Origin of the sequence: Sporosarcina ureae DSM 2281 (assembly GCF_000425545.1) — a bacterium.
GTDB classification, from domain to species: domain Bacteria; phylum Bacillota; class Bacilli; order Bacillales_A; family Planococcaceae; genus Sporosarcina; species Sporosarcina ureae.
This window is the reverse complement of record NZ_AUDQ01000005.1, coordinates 59,013-73,446: the sequence shown is the minus strand read 5'-3', so window position 1 is coordinate 73,446 and position 14,434 is coordinate 59,013. Positions and strand designations below refer to the sequence as shown.

General features: G+C 46.2%; 14 protein-coding genes and 1 riboswitch. Of the genes, 13 read left to right on the top strand and 1 reads right to left on the bottom strand.

Going from position 1 to position 14,434, the window contains the following annotated elements; translation table 11 throughout:
* Window positions 1-56: 56 nt before the first annotated feature.
* The gene (locus tag H605_RS0106550) at window positions 57-575 is read left to right on the top strand and encodes a YwhD family protein (RefSeq protein ID WP_029053496.1); all 519 of its coding nucleotides are present in this window, start codon (window positions 57-59) and stop codon (window positions 573-575) included.
* Between the two features lie 632 nt (window positions 576-1,207).
* On the opposite strand, the gene H605_RS0106540 is transcribed toward H605_RS0106550, so the two are convergent.
* On the bottom strand, window positions 1,208-3,262 hold the full coding sequence (locus tag H605_RS0106540) for a transglycosylase domain-containing protein (RefSeq protein ID WP_029053494.1): 2,055 nt from the start codon (window positions 3,260-3,262) through the stop codon (window positions 1,208-1,210).
* 158 nt (window positions 3,263-3,420) lie between these two features.
* On the opposite strand from H605_RS0106540, the gene H605_RS0106535 reads away from it, so the two are divergent.
* The 12 genes from H605_RS0106535 (at window position 3,421) to H605_RS0106480 (ending at window position 14,433) form a co-directional block, all read left to right on the top strand.
* Complete coding sequence (locus H605_RS0106535) at window positions 3,421-3,837, top strand: YwiB family protein (RefSeq protein ID WP_029053493.1); 417 nt, start codon at window positions 3,421-3,423, stop codon at window positions 3,835-3,837.
* Complete coding sequence (gene argS, locus H605_RS0106530) at window positions 3,834-5,501, top strand: arginine--tRNA ligase (RefSeq protein ID WP_029053492.1); 1,668 nt, start codon at window positions 3,834-3,836, stop codon at window positions 5,499-5,501. The genes H605_RS0106535 and argS overlap by 4 nt, the downstream gene beginning before the upstream one ends.
* A 170-nt stretch (window positions 5,502-5,671) precedes the next feature.
* Window positions 5,672-5,798, top strand: a riboswitch (cobalamin riboswitch).
* 140 nt (window positions 5,799-5,938) lie between these two features.
* Window positions 5,939-6,925: an ABC transporter substrate-binding protein gene (locus tag H605_RS0106525; RefSeq protein ID WP_029053491.1), complete on the top strand. Its 987-nt coding sequence runs from the start codon at window positions 5,939-5,941 to the stop codon at window positions 6,923-6,925.
* On the top strand, window positions 6,918-7,910 hold the full coding sequence (locus tag H605_RS0106520) for a FecCD family ABC transporter permease (RefSeq protein WP_029053490.1): 993 nt from the start codon (window positions 6,918-6,920) through the stop codon (window positions 7,908-7,910). Before H605_RS0106525 ends, H605_RS0106520 begins: the two co-directional genes overlap by 8 nt.
* Window positions 7,911-7,912: 2 nt before the next feature.
* A complete protein-coding gene (locus H605_RS0106515; protein ID WP_029053489.1) occupies window positions 7,913-9,385 on the top strand; it encodes an adenosylcobinamide amidohydrolase in 1,473 nt (490 codons plus the stop codon).
* Window positions 9,385-10,338, top strand: coding sequence for an adenosylcobinamide-phosphate synthase CbiB (gene cbiB, locus H605_RS0106510; RefSeq protein ID WP_029053488.1), 954 nt, complete (start codon window positions 9,385-9,387; stop codon window positions 10,336-10,338). Before H605_RS0106515 ends, cbiB begins: the two co-directional genes overlap by 1 nt.
* On the top strand, window positions 10,325-11,398 hold the full coding sequence (gene cobD, locus H605_RS0106505) for a threonine-phosphate decarboxylase CobD (protein ID WP_029053487.1): 1,074 nt from the start codon (window positions 10,325-10,327) through the stop codon (window positions 11,396-11,398). Before cbiB ends, cobD begins: the two co-directional genes overlap by 14 nt.
* Window positions 11,380-11,952: a bifunctional adenosylcobinamide kinase/adenosylcobinamide-phosphate guanylyltransferase gene (locus H605_RS0106500; RefSeq protein WP_029053486.1), complete on the top strand. Its 573-nt coding sequence runs from the start codon at window positions 11,380-11,382 to the stop codon at window positions 11,950-11,952. Before cobD ends, H605_RS0106500 begins: the two co-directional genes overlap by 19 nt.
* Window positions 11,949-12,767 (top strand): cobyric acid synthase, encoded by an 819-nt coding sequence (locus H605_RS17435; protein ID WP_051210485.1) that lies wholly within the window; start codon window positions 11,949-11,951, stop codon window positions 12,765-12,767. Before H605_RS0106500 ends, H605_RS17435 begins: the two co-directional genes overlap by 4 nt.
* Before the next feature lie 12 nt (window positions 12,768-12,779).
* On the top strand, window positions 12,780-13,544 hold the full coding sequence (cobS, locus tag H605_RS0106490; RefSeq protein ID WP_029053485.1) for an adenosylcobinamide-GDP ribazoletransferase: 765 nt from the start codon (window positions 12,780-12,782) through the stop codon (window positions 13,542-13,544).
* The gene (locus tag H605_RS0106485) at window positions 13,505-14,098 is read left to right on the top strand and encodes a histidine phosphatase family protein (protein WP_029053484.1); all 594 of its coding nucleotides are present in this window, start codon (window positions 13,505-13,507) and stop codon (window positions 14,096-14,098) included. The genes cobS and H605_RS0106485 overlap by 40 nt, the downstream gene beginning before the upstream one ends.
* Window positions 14,050-14,433 (top strand): bifunctional adenosylcobinamide kinase/adenosylcobinamide-phosphate guanylyltransferase, encoded by a 384-nt coding sequence (locus tag H605_RS0106480; protein ID WP_029053483.1) that lies wholly within the window; start codon window positions 14,050-14,052, stop codon window positions 14,431-14,433. The genes H605_RS0106485 and H605_RS0106480 overlap by 49 nt, the downstream gene beginning before the upstream one ends.
* Window position 14,434: the final 1 nt, after the last annotated feature.

The following is a 14,434-nucleotide window of genomic DNA, read 5'->3' as shown; positions in this document are numbered from 1 at the left end:
CTTAGCAGAAAATTCAGGTATAGTACATATAATAACAGAGACGGAGGGCGATTTACATGGCAAGTGAGCAAAATTCAAAACCAAAGTTAGGCTTTACGATAATTAAAAATGATCCCACAGATGGACATAAAGGGTTTGGCATAGGTTCGTTGTCGCTCGAAAACATTTCGCCTGTGATCATCGATGTAGAAGCGGGTACAGCACAAGTGGAAATGGGTGCTATGCATGCCCGTAGTGATACAGAACGAGGAATCAAATTCACCACGGACCGCAAAGATTCTGAAGGCGGTAAACCATACTGGCTCGTTTGGGTGACAATTGATTATCGTGAGGAAGGTCCATATTATGCAGGAATCACAGCGTGTGAAATGGTCGTCAATCGCGAAAAGAGGCGAGGCTATAAGTTGCTCGCAGACCACGTCAACCGCATGGACAAATCAATGAAACGTCAAATTATTGTAGACGATATGGACGATCGTTCAAAGAAAATTCTAAAAGACTTTCTAAAGTCGCATAACGCAGAGCTTTGGGAACGTAGTACACCTGAATTACACGAAGGTTTGCGCACAGAGTAAGACGTCACACGGCATAATTGAAAAGTACAATTCTCGTCAAATACGTCAAAAATGTGACAATTTGCATAACGTACTCTTTGAGGTTGAATGTCTGCAACAAAGGAAGTAAACTAAATATACAGCTTTGCGCTGTAATCTAGGACACCCGCTATGTAGACAGTCGTTTGATGAAACCACAAACCCAAGCAGTGCGGATTCATTCGATCCCTGCATAACGGTCAAAAAAGCCTCGCTCTCCGCGGATACGGAGAACGAGGCTTTTTTATTGGGGTTTGAGGGGTGGAATCTAGTTGTGGCGCTCATACTTTGTCGTTAAGTGCTCTATTGCGACGGCTATTCGCTCAAAGCGAGTGTCCGAGCGCTCATAGTTAGCGGCTATCCGCTCTATCATGAGCCTATTCCGCTCATACATCAACGCTACCCGCTCTATCCTGCCCGCAAACCGCTCATACTTTGCTATCCGCTCTATTGCGACCGTCATCCGCTCAATTATCCCGGCTATCCGCTCTATACGAGCGTACACCCGCTCATACTTTGAAGCTATCCGCTCAACACCAGCATCCGAGCGCTCATAGTCTTCGGCTATCCGCTCAAAGCCAGCAGCCAACCGCTCATAACCCAAAACTCTCCAATCACTCAAAAAACGAAAACGGGAATAACTCCATTTTAGAATTTTCCTCTTCACCCGAATGCTGTTCTCTCAACGAGCGATCCGTACATAACTTCTGCGGTACGTCTTTATCCTTCACGTAGATCAATCGTTGCTTCGCACATTCATTGACTGCAATTCCGCCAGTTTCGATATCTACAATGACACCTTGCACGCCAGAAGGGGGGAGGAATGGTTGTGGCGCTGTACCCTCATGTGCCGCTTCCATAAAATCAATCCAGACTTTTTTCGAGACAGTTTTATCTTCCAAATTCTCGAGTTGCTTGCCACGGTCGAACCCTGTCCAAATTCCCGCTGTTAATGTGGGCGAGAATCCAATCAAATACTGATCCCATATCGTCGTTCCGGACTTCGCAGCATAAGGCCGTGATTGTTTCGGACGCATGGATAGGCCCGTAGAGGTTAAATAATCATTAAAGACGGGGTCGAACATCCCTGTCATCAAATGTGTCAGCACAAACGCGTCTTGTTCCGACATTGCTTGCTTCGGTTTCTTCGAAGGGTGCTCATAGACCAGTTTTCCGTTCGCATCCGTAATCGATAGAATCATTTGGGGCTCAACCTGTTTCCCTTCTGACGCAATGCGATTATACGCTGTCGTCATCTCAAACAGCGTCAAGTCGGAAGTTCCTAGAGCAACTGCAGGCGATTCGGGAAACGTGACGTCGATACCGAGTCGTTGCGCCATTTTCGTGTACGGCTTGTAACCCACTTGCTCAAGCGTCTTGACTGCATAAATATTATCCGAAATCGCAATCGCCTGTGCCAATGAAATTGGCTTCGCCGCAAACTCCCCGTTAATATTACTTGGCTCATATGTCGAACGACCGTCATCATACGTAAACAGCGTTTTTTCAGCTGTCATGAACGTTAAAGGATTCATCCCTTTTTCCAGCGCTGCCGCATAGAGGATCGGCTTCATCGCAGACCCTGGCTGACGTTTCGCTTGAGTCACCCGGTTGAAGGAGCTATCGCCAAAATCCACACCGCCTATCATCGACGTAACAAAACCTGTATCTGCGGCCATTGAAATGAATCCAACTTGCAGATCATTTTCAGGCATTGCTTGTTTAATTGCTTGTTCCGCCGCTTGCTGGTGCTGTTGATTCAACGTCGTGCGGATTTGCCAGCCACCTTCCGCTGGTGCTCGACCTTTCGAAGCGAGAATGTCTTCTGCTTGTTGCCACGCAGCATCCAAAAAGTAAGGTGCCACTTGCTTCATATCTTTCCAACTATCTGTCTTGAGTACAATTTCCTCTTCTATTGCTCGTTCTTTCTGTTCAGTAGAAATATAGTCATAGCGCTCCATTTGATTCAGTACGAGCAATTGACGGTCACGTGAATTTTCAGGATGATCAAGTGGTGAATAAATGGAAGGGCCTTTTGCGATCGCCGCAATCGTAGCCGCTTCCTCTAATGTCAGGTCTTTAGCGGCTTTGGAGAAATAAAACCGGCTCGCCGCTTCCACGCCGTACATTCCGTGACCGAAGTAGACGGTATTTAAATAACCTTCCAAAATCGTATCCTTGTCATAGAAGATTTCCAGTCGATAGGCAAACAGCGCCTCATGGAGTTTCCGTGTCCAAGACTTTTCGTGCGTCAAATACAGATTTCGCGCATATTGCATAGTAATCGTACTCGCTCCCTGTGCCTTACTCATCGTTTTGACATCCTTCAGAACTGCACCCGCAATCCGTTTATAATCAAATCCATTATGCGAATAAAATTGCTTATCTTCGGTTGCGACGAAGGCATCCGAAAGATAAGGAGACATATCAGACAGCTTCATCCAATAACGTCGATGTTGTGAAAAATGATCCCCTATCTGATGTCCACTATGATCAAGGAACAATGAAGCCTTTGGTACGCTCAATGAAGGGGCACCAAGTACTTGAGCATATATTCGAAGGGCGATTAAGACAGTTAGGATTGCGGCTATTGACGTGATCGACAGAGATAATACGATCTTTTTCCATTTTTTACGATTTGTAGATTTTATATAATCGGTACGTTTCATTGAGCATCACATCCCGTTCCATTCAGTATCTTTTGACAGTATGGTACGGTTATGGACGGATTAAACGGTTCGTAGGAAAAGTTTAGATGTGTAACAATGAAACTAATGCCAGAAGAAGTGTATAATGAGTGAATCTATTTACTTAAGGCGGTGAACGAATGGAAGCGCCAAAAATGGAAGTTCAGCTCCGTTCCGTTATTCAACATCCAGACCAGCAAGCAGAAACGCATACGATGCAGGCAACTGGAGAACTCATTGAGAAAAAAGGACAGGCCTACTTATTGTTTGAAGAACGAACAGAAGGAGTGCCATCAGTCCGAACGACCGTGAAATTACATGCCGATGATGCCTTCATCATGCGTAAGGGCGGCGTACAGATGCGATTGCCTTTCAGACAGGACGATGTCCGTTTCGGTACGTACGGTAATGGTCCTGCCGTTATGGATTTAGCCGTTCATACCAATCAACTGGAGTGGGTACCAGGACGCTTTACAGTAGCGTACGACTTACATTCAGACGAAAGTTTATTAGGGAAATACCATTTGACAATAACCTACTCGGAGGTAACACAATGAATGCAGTAGAGCAGATTCAACATGAAATTAAAGTAGCATTGCACGAAGCGATTGAAAAAGCACAATTAGTCGAAGGTGCAGAAATTCCGGAAATTAAACTGGAATCACCAAGAAGTAAAGAGAACGGCGACTATGCAGCGAATATCGCCATGCAGTTAACGAAACTAGCAAAAAAACCACCACGGGCAATCGCGGAAAGTATTTTGGAGCACCTCGATACGACGAACACAGCAATTGACTCCATTGAAATCGCTGGACCTGGCTTCCTTAATATCCGCTTGAAAACAGACAGCCTTGGAGATATCGTGAAGACTGTCCTTGATCAAGGAGCCGGCTACGGACGTTCCGACAGTGGACAACAACAAAAAATCCAAGTTGAATTCGTCTCAGCGAACCCAACAGGCGACTTGCACTTAGGGCACGCACGCGGAGCTTCGCTAGGCGATTCATTATGTAATATTCTCGATAAAGCAGGCTATGACGTAGCGCGCGAATACTATATCAACGATGCAGGTAATCAAATAAACAACTTGGCGTTATCTATAGACGTTCGGTATTTCGAAGCGCTTGGACTGGAAAAAGAAATGCCTGAAGATGGCTATCGTGGTGCAGATATTATCACGATCGCAAAAGACCTGGTCGAACAATACGGCGACAAGTATGTCGATGTTCCAGAAGAAGAGCGACTTGCATTTTTCCGTGAGCACGGCTTGAATATCGAACTGGATAAACTGAAGAAAGACTTGGCGGACTTCCGCGTTCATTTCGACAACTGGTTCTCAGAAACGTCGCTATATAACAACGGCAAGATTGAAGTCGCACTTACTAAACTTCGTGAAAACGGCCATGTCTTTGAAGAAGACGGTGCCACTTGGTTCCGCTCCACTACATTTGGCGACGACAAAGACCGTGTACTGATCAAACAAGACGGTTCATTCACATACTTAACACCGGATATCGCATATCACCAAGATAAACTGAGTCGTGGATTCGATAAACTGATCAATATTTGGGGAGCAGATCACCACGGATATATTCCACGTATGAAAGCGGCAATCCAAGCACTTGGCTATGACCGCGATACGCTCGAAGTAGAAGTGGCACAAATGGTTCAACTCTATAAAGACGGAGAAAAATTCAAGATGAGCAAGCGGACAGGCAAAGCAGTCACACTGCGTGAACTCGTAGAAGAAGTCGGCCTAGACGCTGTACGTTATTTCTTCGCGATGCGCTCAGGTGACGCACAAATGGACTTCGATCTAGATTTGGCAGTATCCAAATCCAACGAAAACCCTGTCTACTACGCACAATACGCGCACGCACGTATTTGCTCGATCTTACGTCAGGCAAAAGAACAGAACGTAGAAGCGTCAACAGAGAACGTCACGCTATTACAAGATGAAAAAGAACTCGAGCTACTGAAGAAGCTCGGAGACTTCCCGAAACTAATCAGCGACTCGGCACGCATGCGCGCACCGCATCGTGTAACAACATATATCCAGGAACTAGCAGCTACATTCCATAGTTTCTATAATGCTAACAAGGTGCTTGATCCGGAAAATAAAGATCTTTCCGAAGCACGTTTGGCTTTGATCACAGCGACTAAAACGACGATTGCGAACGCGTTGAAATTAGTTGGCGTGCAAGCACCTGAAAGAATGTAATATATCAAAAATGGCCAAGCAGATCGACTGCTTGGCTTTTTCTTTATGAATGGGAAAGGGAAAGGCAACGTTTCGCTGCGTTCCCCTGCTGGAGCCTCACTCCCATGCCCCACTCAATCTCCTCCTATCCCCTGTACAACCAACGCTATTATCGCTATAATAAGTCATAATTACATATCTTCTAAAAAGGTTCTCAAAACTTGAGATGAAAAGCGAAATCGGTTCAAATCCGATGCGGTCCCGCCACTGTATGTGCCATGCACAAGCCAGGTCACCTGCCTTTTTAGAAAATGAAGTTCCGCAGCAACCTACGAGGATAGGTACAGTGGAAGAAATCACGTATTGATTTCATCCCACCTAATCCTTCGAACTATCGAAGGTTTTTTTCATGTCTGCGGCTTGCGTAATGCAACACACATATTAAAGGAGGAACACACATGAAGAAGTTTTTGCAACTGATGCTGACGGCAATGCTTGCGGTACTACTACTCGCAGCATGCGGAAGTGACAGTAAAAAAGAAGAAACACCAGCAGATGAAAAACAAGCTGGCGAAGAAACAAACACAGAACAACAATCGACGGATACAACGAGTTATCCATACACCCTGACAGACGCGGCTGGCAAAGAACTTACATTTGAACAAGCGCCGGAAACTGTAATCTCATTAGTTCCAAGCAATACGGAAATTTTATTCGGTATTGATGCAGGAGATCAAGTCATTGCAGTAACAGAAAACGATGACTACCCTAAGGAAGTAACGGAGCTTGATACAGTAGGGGACTTTACGGTCAACGTAGAAAAAGTCATTTCATTGGAGCCGGAAGCAGTATTTGCACATGAAATGATGATGAGTTCAAGTGAAGAAGGATTGAATCAAATTCGTGACGCAGGCATCCCTGTGATCGTCGTACCAAATGCTGAGACATTTGACGAGACATATGAAACAATTGAACTGATTGGTGCAGTCATGGACAAAAATGTGGAAGCGAATCAAATCGTCGAAGATATGAAAACAAAAGTTGCGGATATTGAAAAGAAAGCAGCAGACATCACGGACAAGAAGCGGGTGTTTGTTGAAAACTCCGATGCACCTGAAATTTATACGCCAGGGAAGGGAACATTCCCACAGCAATTTTTAGATATGATAAACGCTGAAAACATCGTGACAGAAGAAGGCTGGATTATGATCAGTCCTGAAAAGATTGTAGATGAAAATCCCGATGTAATTTTGGCTATGTATAGTTATGTTCCAAACGTCGTAGAAAACATTAAAACTCGTGACGGGTTCGATGCGGTTACTGCGATCAAAGAAGATCAAGTCATTCAATTGGATGAAGATATTACAAGCCGTACAGGTCCACGTTTAGCTGACGGATTAGAATTGTTTGCAAAAGCAGTCTATCCTGAGGTATTCGGTGAATAAAACCGCTCTCGCCTATGTCGTGTCGATTGCCACGTTGCTTGTGGCAATCTGGCTCGGCGTATCGATCGGTACAGTGAAAATACCAATAGAGACGCTATGGAATCAATCGGACGCGACCGCAAGTAATATTTTGTGGAAGATCCGTATGCCTCGTGTGTTGCTGGCGGGAATCGTCGGTGCCTCACTGGCTATTTCAGGAGCCGCTTTCCAAGGGCTGTTGAAAAATCCATTAGCTGATCCTTACACCCTCGGAGTGTCATCCGGTGCCTCTGTCGGCGCCGTGATCACACTCTTTTTTGGTATTTCTCTACCGGTTCTTGGCGCATTCACCTTACCTGTATTTAGTATGATCGGTGCCGCAGTAACGATGTTTCTAGTGATCGGTTTTGCCCGTCTCGTCGATCGATCAATGAAAATGGAAACGATTATTTTGACAGGCATTATTTTCGGTTCGTTTCTTGGCTCCGTGCTGTCGCTGATGATCGCGTTAACGCAAGAAGAACTCCGTCAGATCGTGGGTTGGCTGCTTGGTAGCGTATCCATGCGCGGATGGAATTATATTCTAATGGTACTGCCGTTTTTCATCATCGGCTCATTCATGCTGTGGCTCAATCGTCGCGAATTGAACGCTTTATTATTCGGTGAAGAACGCGCGCATCATCTTGGGGTCAATGTCAAACAGCGTAAATTAATGATTTTGCTTGGCGGTTCGGTATTAACCGGTTCTGCTGTTGCTGTGTCTGGGACAATCGGCTTCGTGGGCCTAGTTGTCCCTCATATGACACGTATGCTATGGGGTTCTGATCACCGTCACGTGTTGCCGTTATCATTATTCAACGGTGCCTCATTATTAATCATTTGCGATCTCGTCGCACGAACGGTTATTTCGCCGGCTGAATTACCGGTCGGCGTCATTACAGCATTCATTGGCGCTCCGGTGTTTGCTTACATCTTTTACAAACAACGTAGAAAAGGAGCGATGTGAAGATGTTGCAAGTGGAGAACTTATCAGGAGGCTACGGCAAAGAACCGATTGTGCGAAATGTGTCGTTCCACGTTGAAAAAGGAGAAGTTCTTGGGATTTTAGGGCCGAATGGTAGCGGAAAGTCAACCTTACTGAAAATCATTTCGGGTATTTTGCCGAAACAAAGCGGCAAGGTAATGATTGCAGGAAAACCTTCTGGCGCATATAGCCAAAAGCAATTCGCGCAGCAAGTAGCCGTCTTGCCACAGCTTCATGCCCATGCTTTTTCCCATAGCGTGAAAGACACCGTCGCTCTCGGTCGTTATCCGTATCAGTCAGGGATTTTCTCGAGCTGGTCGGAGCTGGACGAGCAAGCGGTGCAGGAAGCGATGAACCATACAGGTGTCACGCGATATGAAAATACCGCCATTGAATTATTATCTGGAGGCGAGCAACAACGCGTATTCGTTGCGCAGGCACTCGCCCAGCAAGCACCTATTTTATTATTGGATGAACCAACGAATCATCTAGACATTGCGCATCAGCAGCAATTGCTCGATACGATCCGCAATCAAGCGAGACAGAAGGGGATCACGGTCATTTCAGTATTTCACGACATCAATCTGGCCGCTCTTTATTGCGATCGCCTGCTGCTGTTGAAGAATGGGGAAGTAGCATCAATGGGTGTACCGCAAGACGTTGTACTCGAGTCAGAAATTCATCATGTGTACAATGCGCGTGTCAAAACGCAACCCCATCCTGAAATGCCAAAGCCTCAAATGACGCTATTGCCGAACTTGCAAGAAAAGGTAGAACAGTTTTGTGTAAAGAAAGCGGACGTAATGATTCAAGAAGATCATGTCTTATTGCAATCAAGCCAACCGTTGAAGACAATTTCTTCTGCTGTCCATAATGCAGGACTTGGTTGGTATCGGACGTTCGTCAATCGAGGCGTGCGTGCGGATTATATGATCGATGATGTCCAACGCGAGAACACGGAATACTTGCGAGCGCTTGGTTATCATCTGACAGATACAGTCGCGATGATGACTGCAGTTAGTCCTGAGCACGTTGAAGTAGAAGAGTATGAAGGAGAATTTGGCTCGATTGTCGTGGCGGTGACGGCGGGTGTCGGAAACGCAGTGGACGTTTCGAAGTCCTGGCAACGTGAAGATATTCCGTACATCGGGACGATCAACACATGGGTATTCATTAACGGCGAATTAAGTGAAGAAGCTTTCGTCCAAGCATTGATTACTGCAACAGAAGCGAAAGTGAAAGCATTGCAGGATGAGCAAGTAAAGGATCCTGAATCCGGCACGGTCGCTACAGGTACTTCGACAGACAGCTTGTTGATCGCATCGACACAGCAAGGGGAATACTTGCCGTATGCCGGACCGATCACGCAACTCGGGAAGTTGATCGGTAAAGGAGTCTATGACTGTACGGTACGGGCTATTCATTCGTATCGATTAGCAGTAGGTGAGCACACATGATCCCCGCACATTTCATAGCAATCGCCATCGGTATGGTGCTCGACCGGCTCATTGGTGATCCGCCTAACTGGCCCCATCCAGTCAAATGGCTAGGTACGACGATTAGTAAGTTGACGAAGCTAATGAATAAAGGCCGTATGCGGACAGTAAAAGGTGCGATTTTATGGGTAGTTATTTGCATGACGACGTTTTTTCTCGTCATCTGGCTCGTTAGTATCGCGTATCGTCTGCATCTAGTAGCGGGCATCGCGATCGAAGCGCTACTCATTGCGGCGGGACTTGCGCAAAAGAGTTTGCGTGATGCGGCTTTGTTAGTCTATGATCCATTGAAGTCAGGAGACATGAACGAAGCGCGTGAGAAACTAAGTTGGATTGTCGGCAGAGATACGAAGAAGCTCGATGAAAGTGCGATATCCCGCGCTACGATTGAAACGGTTTCAGAAAATACGTCTGACGGCATCACAGCTCCATTATTTTGGGCATTCTTGCTCGGGGCACCGGGTTTGTGGTTGTATAAAGCGGTCAATACACTCGATTCTATGGTCGGATACAAAGATGAGCGTTATCGTGAATTCGGAAAAGTTTCGGCTCGTATGGATGATCTCTTTAACTGGATACCATCAAGAATTACAGGATTGCTCATTCTATTGTTCACTCCGAATGAAGGTGGACATTCATTAAAAAAGCGGATTAGCGGCTGGTTAGGCGATGCCAAAAAGCATATGAGCCCGAATAGCGGCTATCTCGAAGCAGCAACTGCATGGCAACTTAATATCCAGTTAGGCGGCAGCAGTACATATCGGGGAGTAGTATCGGAACGAGCGGTACTTGGTCCAACAGTCATTGCGAATAAAGATCATATTCATTCCGCTACGTACCAAATGCAAGTCGTGTCTTGGACTTTCTGGTCACTAGGCACAGTATTAGGAGGGATTTTCTATGCGATTGCCTGAACACGGTGCCAACAGCAAACGACTGTATGTATCAATGAATATTCGGATGCCTGATGAAGTGCTCGATTTCAGTGAAAACTGTAATCCGGCAGGACCTCCACCGTCCGTAGTGGAAGCATGGCCTACGTTGATTTCGACGCTCAACAGCTATCCCGATCCAGACGGTCAGCCATTTCGTTCGGCAGTTTCGCTCTTTCATCAAGTAGACGAACAACAAGTACTTGTTGGCAACGGTGCGGCAGAAATACTATCTCTATTGGCAGGGAGCTACCGAGGGAAACGCGTCCTCTTAATTGACCCAACGTTTTCTGAATATCGCGCGACGCTTGAAGTGAACGGCGCAGAGGTCGTATCGCTTCAAGCTAGTGAAGCAGAAGGTTTTCAATTACCTATGCGCCAAATTCTAGAAGCATTACCTGAAGCGGATGCGCTGTATATTTGCACACCTAATAATCCGACAGGCTTGTTGCCTTCAAAGGACGAGCTACTAACGATTATAGAAGCAGCTAAAAATAGTTCGACTGATGTTGTGTTAGACGAAGCGTTCATCGATTTTGTCGATGAATCAAAGTCCTTTATTCCGCAAGTCGCGAACTATCCGAACTTGTTAATTGTGCGCTCGATGACGAAAATGTACGCGATACCTGGTATCCGTCTCGGGTATATAATCGCTCACCCTGAACGAATCAAAACGCTTAAACAACGAGCTTCCCACTGGCATGTTAATGGACTCGCTGCTGAAATCGGGGTGTTATGTCTGCAGGAAGAAGCGTATCGTCAACAGGCGATTTTGCATGCACAAACGGAGCGCTTAAAGATGGCGCAGTTCTTGCGCTCGCAAGGCTGTGAAGTACTCGATTCTTCGGCAAATTATCTCGTCATGAAGCCTCTGCAAGATACGAAGAAGCTGTATACAGATTTATTGAAACAAGGCATCGTCCTGCGTCACTCTGAAAACTTCCGCGGGATGGACGGGCACTGGTTACGGATTGGCATGAAGTCCAAACCGATGATGGCTACACTGCGGGAGGCGATGGATCAATGGTTCAAGCAACAATAACATTCATCAGTGGCGGTGCACGCAGTGGGAAAAGTGCTTATGCAGAACGTCTGCTTACGAATCAACCAGCAGGTCGCCATGTCTATATCGCATCCGGTGTAGCAGCCGATGAAGAGATGAAGCAACGGATTGATCAACATAAAGAAGATCGTCGACATGCGAATTGGCACACAATCGAGCAACCGAAAAACCTCCATGAAGTGATGCCGTTTCTAAAGCCAGGCGATCTCGTTTTATGGGATTGCCTCACTACGTGGCTCGCGAATGAAATGTATGAAGGATACGAAGAAGGTACACCTTGCGTTTCGCGTTTGGGATGTTTAGAACAAAAGCAGGGGAAATTACTTCGTACGATTAAGCAAATGAAAGAAATCGTCTCCCATTTAGTCATTGTTTCGAATGAAGTCCTCGATGAGTGGCCGCAATACGAAGAGGAGACGGAAATCTACCGCCGAACAATTGGTAAGCTTCATCAACAAATCGTGGAATTTGCTGATCACGCGATTGAAATGGATCACGGTATTCCAATCGTCTGGAAAGGGGAACATTTATGAACGGATTAATGATCGTTGGCACGGCGTCAGATGTCGGTAAAACAATGATTTGCACCGCGTTATGCCGACTGCTTGCGAATGAAGGCGTTCGTGTAGCACCTTTCAAATCACAAAACATGTCCGGCTTCTCTGAAACACTAGCAGACGGACGTGAAATCAGTCGGTCCCAATTCCAGCAGGCACAAGCAGCTCGCACTCAACCGATCGCTGAAATGAATCCCATTTTGATGAAGCCGCAAGAAAACTTGCAGGCCGAAGTTCTATTGATGGGCGTGCCGCTTGAAACGGTAGACGGGCAGATTTTTCGTGAAGAGTGGTTCGACAAAGGTCTTGAAACGATTCAACAAGCGCTCGATTATTTGTCCAATCATTACGACACACTGATCATAGAGGGAGCGGGAAGTACCGCGGAAGTAAATTTGATGGACCGAGAACTGACGAATATGCGCGTCGCGGAACTGGCAGATGTGCCTGTCATACTAGTTGCAGACATTTCTAAAGGCGGTGCATTTGCCTCGATTGTCGGCACCCTTCAACTTCTTTCAGAAGAGAGACGTCAGCGTGTCAAAGGGATTATTATTAATAAATTTTACGGTGACGCTTCCTATTTCGAAGATGGCGTGAAATTCATTGAACAATACACGGGGATTCCGGTTGCGGGTGTCATTCCTGTCTTAGAAAACCATGGAATTCCAGAAGAAGATATGGATCGTATCACGCTTCCTGCAACGGAAGGTGTCGATGTCTACGAACAATGGGCGGCTCACGTCAAGAGACATATCGACTGGCCGTTAATTCAATCTATTTTGGCGTAAAGGAGCGAGAAGATGAATAGCATTTTATTAGCGCTCCAATTTTTCACATCGCTACCTGTTCATAAAGAACTGCCGCTCGGGAAAAAAGAAGTATCCGGCATGTATATTGCGCTGCCGTTCGTCGGTGGCGGAATCGGTCTACTGCTGGCGGGCGTTGCCTATATCACGAGTGATTTCAATAGTTTCCTTGCGGCGGTACTCATTTTGCTTGCAGGACTCATTGCGACTGGCGGTTTGCATGTAGACGGTTTTGCAGATCTTGGCGATGCATTCTTTTCTTATCAAGATCGTGAAAAACGCCTGACCATTATGGATGACCCGCGACTCGGCTCATTCGGCACGCTGTCGTTACTCGTTTTACTCTGTTTGAAAATCGGTCTATTCATTGAAATTCTGCAGTTTGTAAACGGTTGGGCATTGCTCGTGGCGGTGCCGATTCTCTCCCGCACCGCTTTAGTAGGGTATTACACAGTAACGAAAACTGCGAAACCAAGCGGCATTGCGCACTTTTTCAAACAACACTTCCTGCGCGGGCGTATGCTAGTTGCTGTAAGTATAATTAGTATAGTAACGGTTGTTCTGTTAAGTATTCAATACCGTTCCATTTTATTACTCCCCGTCGTGCTACTCGTCATGTGCTTGGCCATCTGGCTTTATAATCACTGGACAATCAAACATTTTGGCGGTGTCACAGGGGATTTATGTGGAGCGTTCATTGAAGGAATGGAGGTGCTATTATGGCTCGTCCTTATCGTATATTTCTCGTTCGGCATTTAAAAACGACTGCGAATGCACAGAAGATATATTGTGGGTGGACGGATAGCGGATTGGTTTCTTTAGAAGGCGAGGCCATTGAGTTTCCAGTAGCTGTCCAACAGGTAGTGGGAAGTGATTTGATTAGAACCCGTCAAACAGCGGCCATTTATTTTCCACAAATCAACTTTACGGCCGATCCGCGCTGGCGGGAATGTAATTTCGGAGACTTTGAAGAACAGACGTATGATCAGTTGAAAAATGATCCCGACTATCGCAACTGGCTAGACGATTCATGGAACACACCACCGCGCAATGGGGAAACATTGCAGCAGGTTAAGTTACGCGTGTTGAATGCATTAGCTGAACTGCCGAATGAAGCAGTCGTCGTGACGCATGGCGGCGTGATTCGTGTAGTGCTCGATACATTCACCCAAGATCAACGTTCATTTTGGGAATGGGACGTAACCAACGGCTCCATTTGGCAACTCGAATGGGCTAGCGAAAAAGAATTCAAGGAGGGGAAGCCATGCACGTCTTTATCGGAGGTGCCTATAACGGCAAAACGGACTATGTGAGACGTTGGATTGGCGATACGGCGGCATGTTTCTGTACAATGGATACAGCAGCAACCGCTAACCCCGGTGAAACACTCATCATTACCGATTTACACGAGTGGCTGATGACGACAGACATAACAGAAATAGAAGCAGGTAACGCGGTGCGCGAAATGAGTGGACCGAACACCGTCTTCATTTTGACGGAAATCGGGCGAGGCATTGTACCGCTTGACGCACAGCAACGGGAACTCCGCGATCGATGCGGCCGTTTGTACCAGCAATTATTCGCAGAAGCAACAACTGTTACAAGAATTTGGTATGGTATTCCTCAAACAATTAAAGGAGTGAAGTGAA

Coding starts and splice junctions, on each gene's coding strand:
- H605_RS0106550 (WP_029053496.1), top strand. CDS start 57: ATGGCAAGTGAGCAAAATTCAAAACCAAAGTTAGGCTTTACGATAATT.
- H605_RS0106540 (WP_029053494.1), bottom strand. CDS start 3,262: ATGAAACGTACCGATTATATAAAATCTACAAATCGTAAAAAATGGAAA.
- H605_RS0106535 (WP_029053493.1), top strand. CDS start 3,421: ATGGAAGCGCCAAAAATGGAAGTTCAGCTCCGTTCCGTTATTCAACAT.
- argS (WP_029053492.1), top strand. CDS start 3,834: ATGAATGCAGTAGAGCAGATTCAACATGAAATTAAAGTAGCATTGCAC.
- H605_RS0106525 (WP_029053491.1), top strand. CDS start 5,939: ATGAAGAAGTTTTTGCAACTGATGCTGACGGCAATGCTTGCGGTACTA.
- H605_RS0106515 (WP_029053489.1), top strand. CDS start 7,913: ATGTTGCAAGTGGAGAACTTATCAGGAGGCTACGGCAAAGAACCGATT.
- cobD (WP_029053487.1), top strand. CDS start 10,325: ATGCGATTGCCTGAACACGGTGCCAACAGCAAACGACTGTATGTATCA.
- H605_RS0106500 (WP_029053486.1), top strand. CDS start 11,380: ATGGTTCAAGCAACAATAACATTCATCAGTGGCGGTGCACGCAGTGGG.
- H605_RS17435 (WP_051210485.1), top strand. CDS start 11,949: ATGAACGGATTAATGATCGTTGGCACGGCGTCAGATGTCGGTAAAACA.
- cobS (WP_029053485.1), top strand. CDS start 12,780: ATGAATAGCATTTTATTAGCGCTCCAATTTTTCACATCGCTACCTGTT.
- H605_RS0106485 (WP_029053484.1), top strand. CDS start 13,505: ATGGCTCGTCCTTATCGTATATTTCTCGTTCGGCATTTAAAAACGACT.
- H605_RS0106480 (WP_029053483.1), top strand. CDS start 14,050: ATGCACGTCTTTATCGGAGGTGCCTATAACGGCAAAACGGACTATGTG.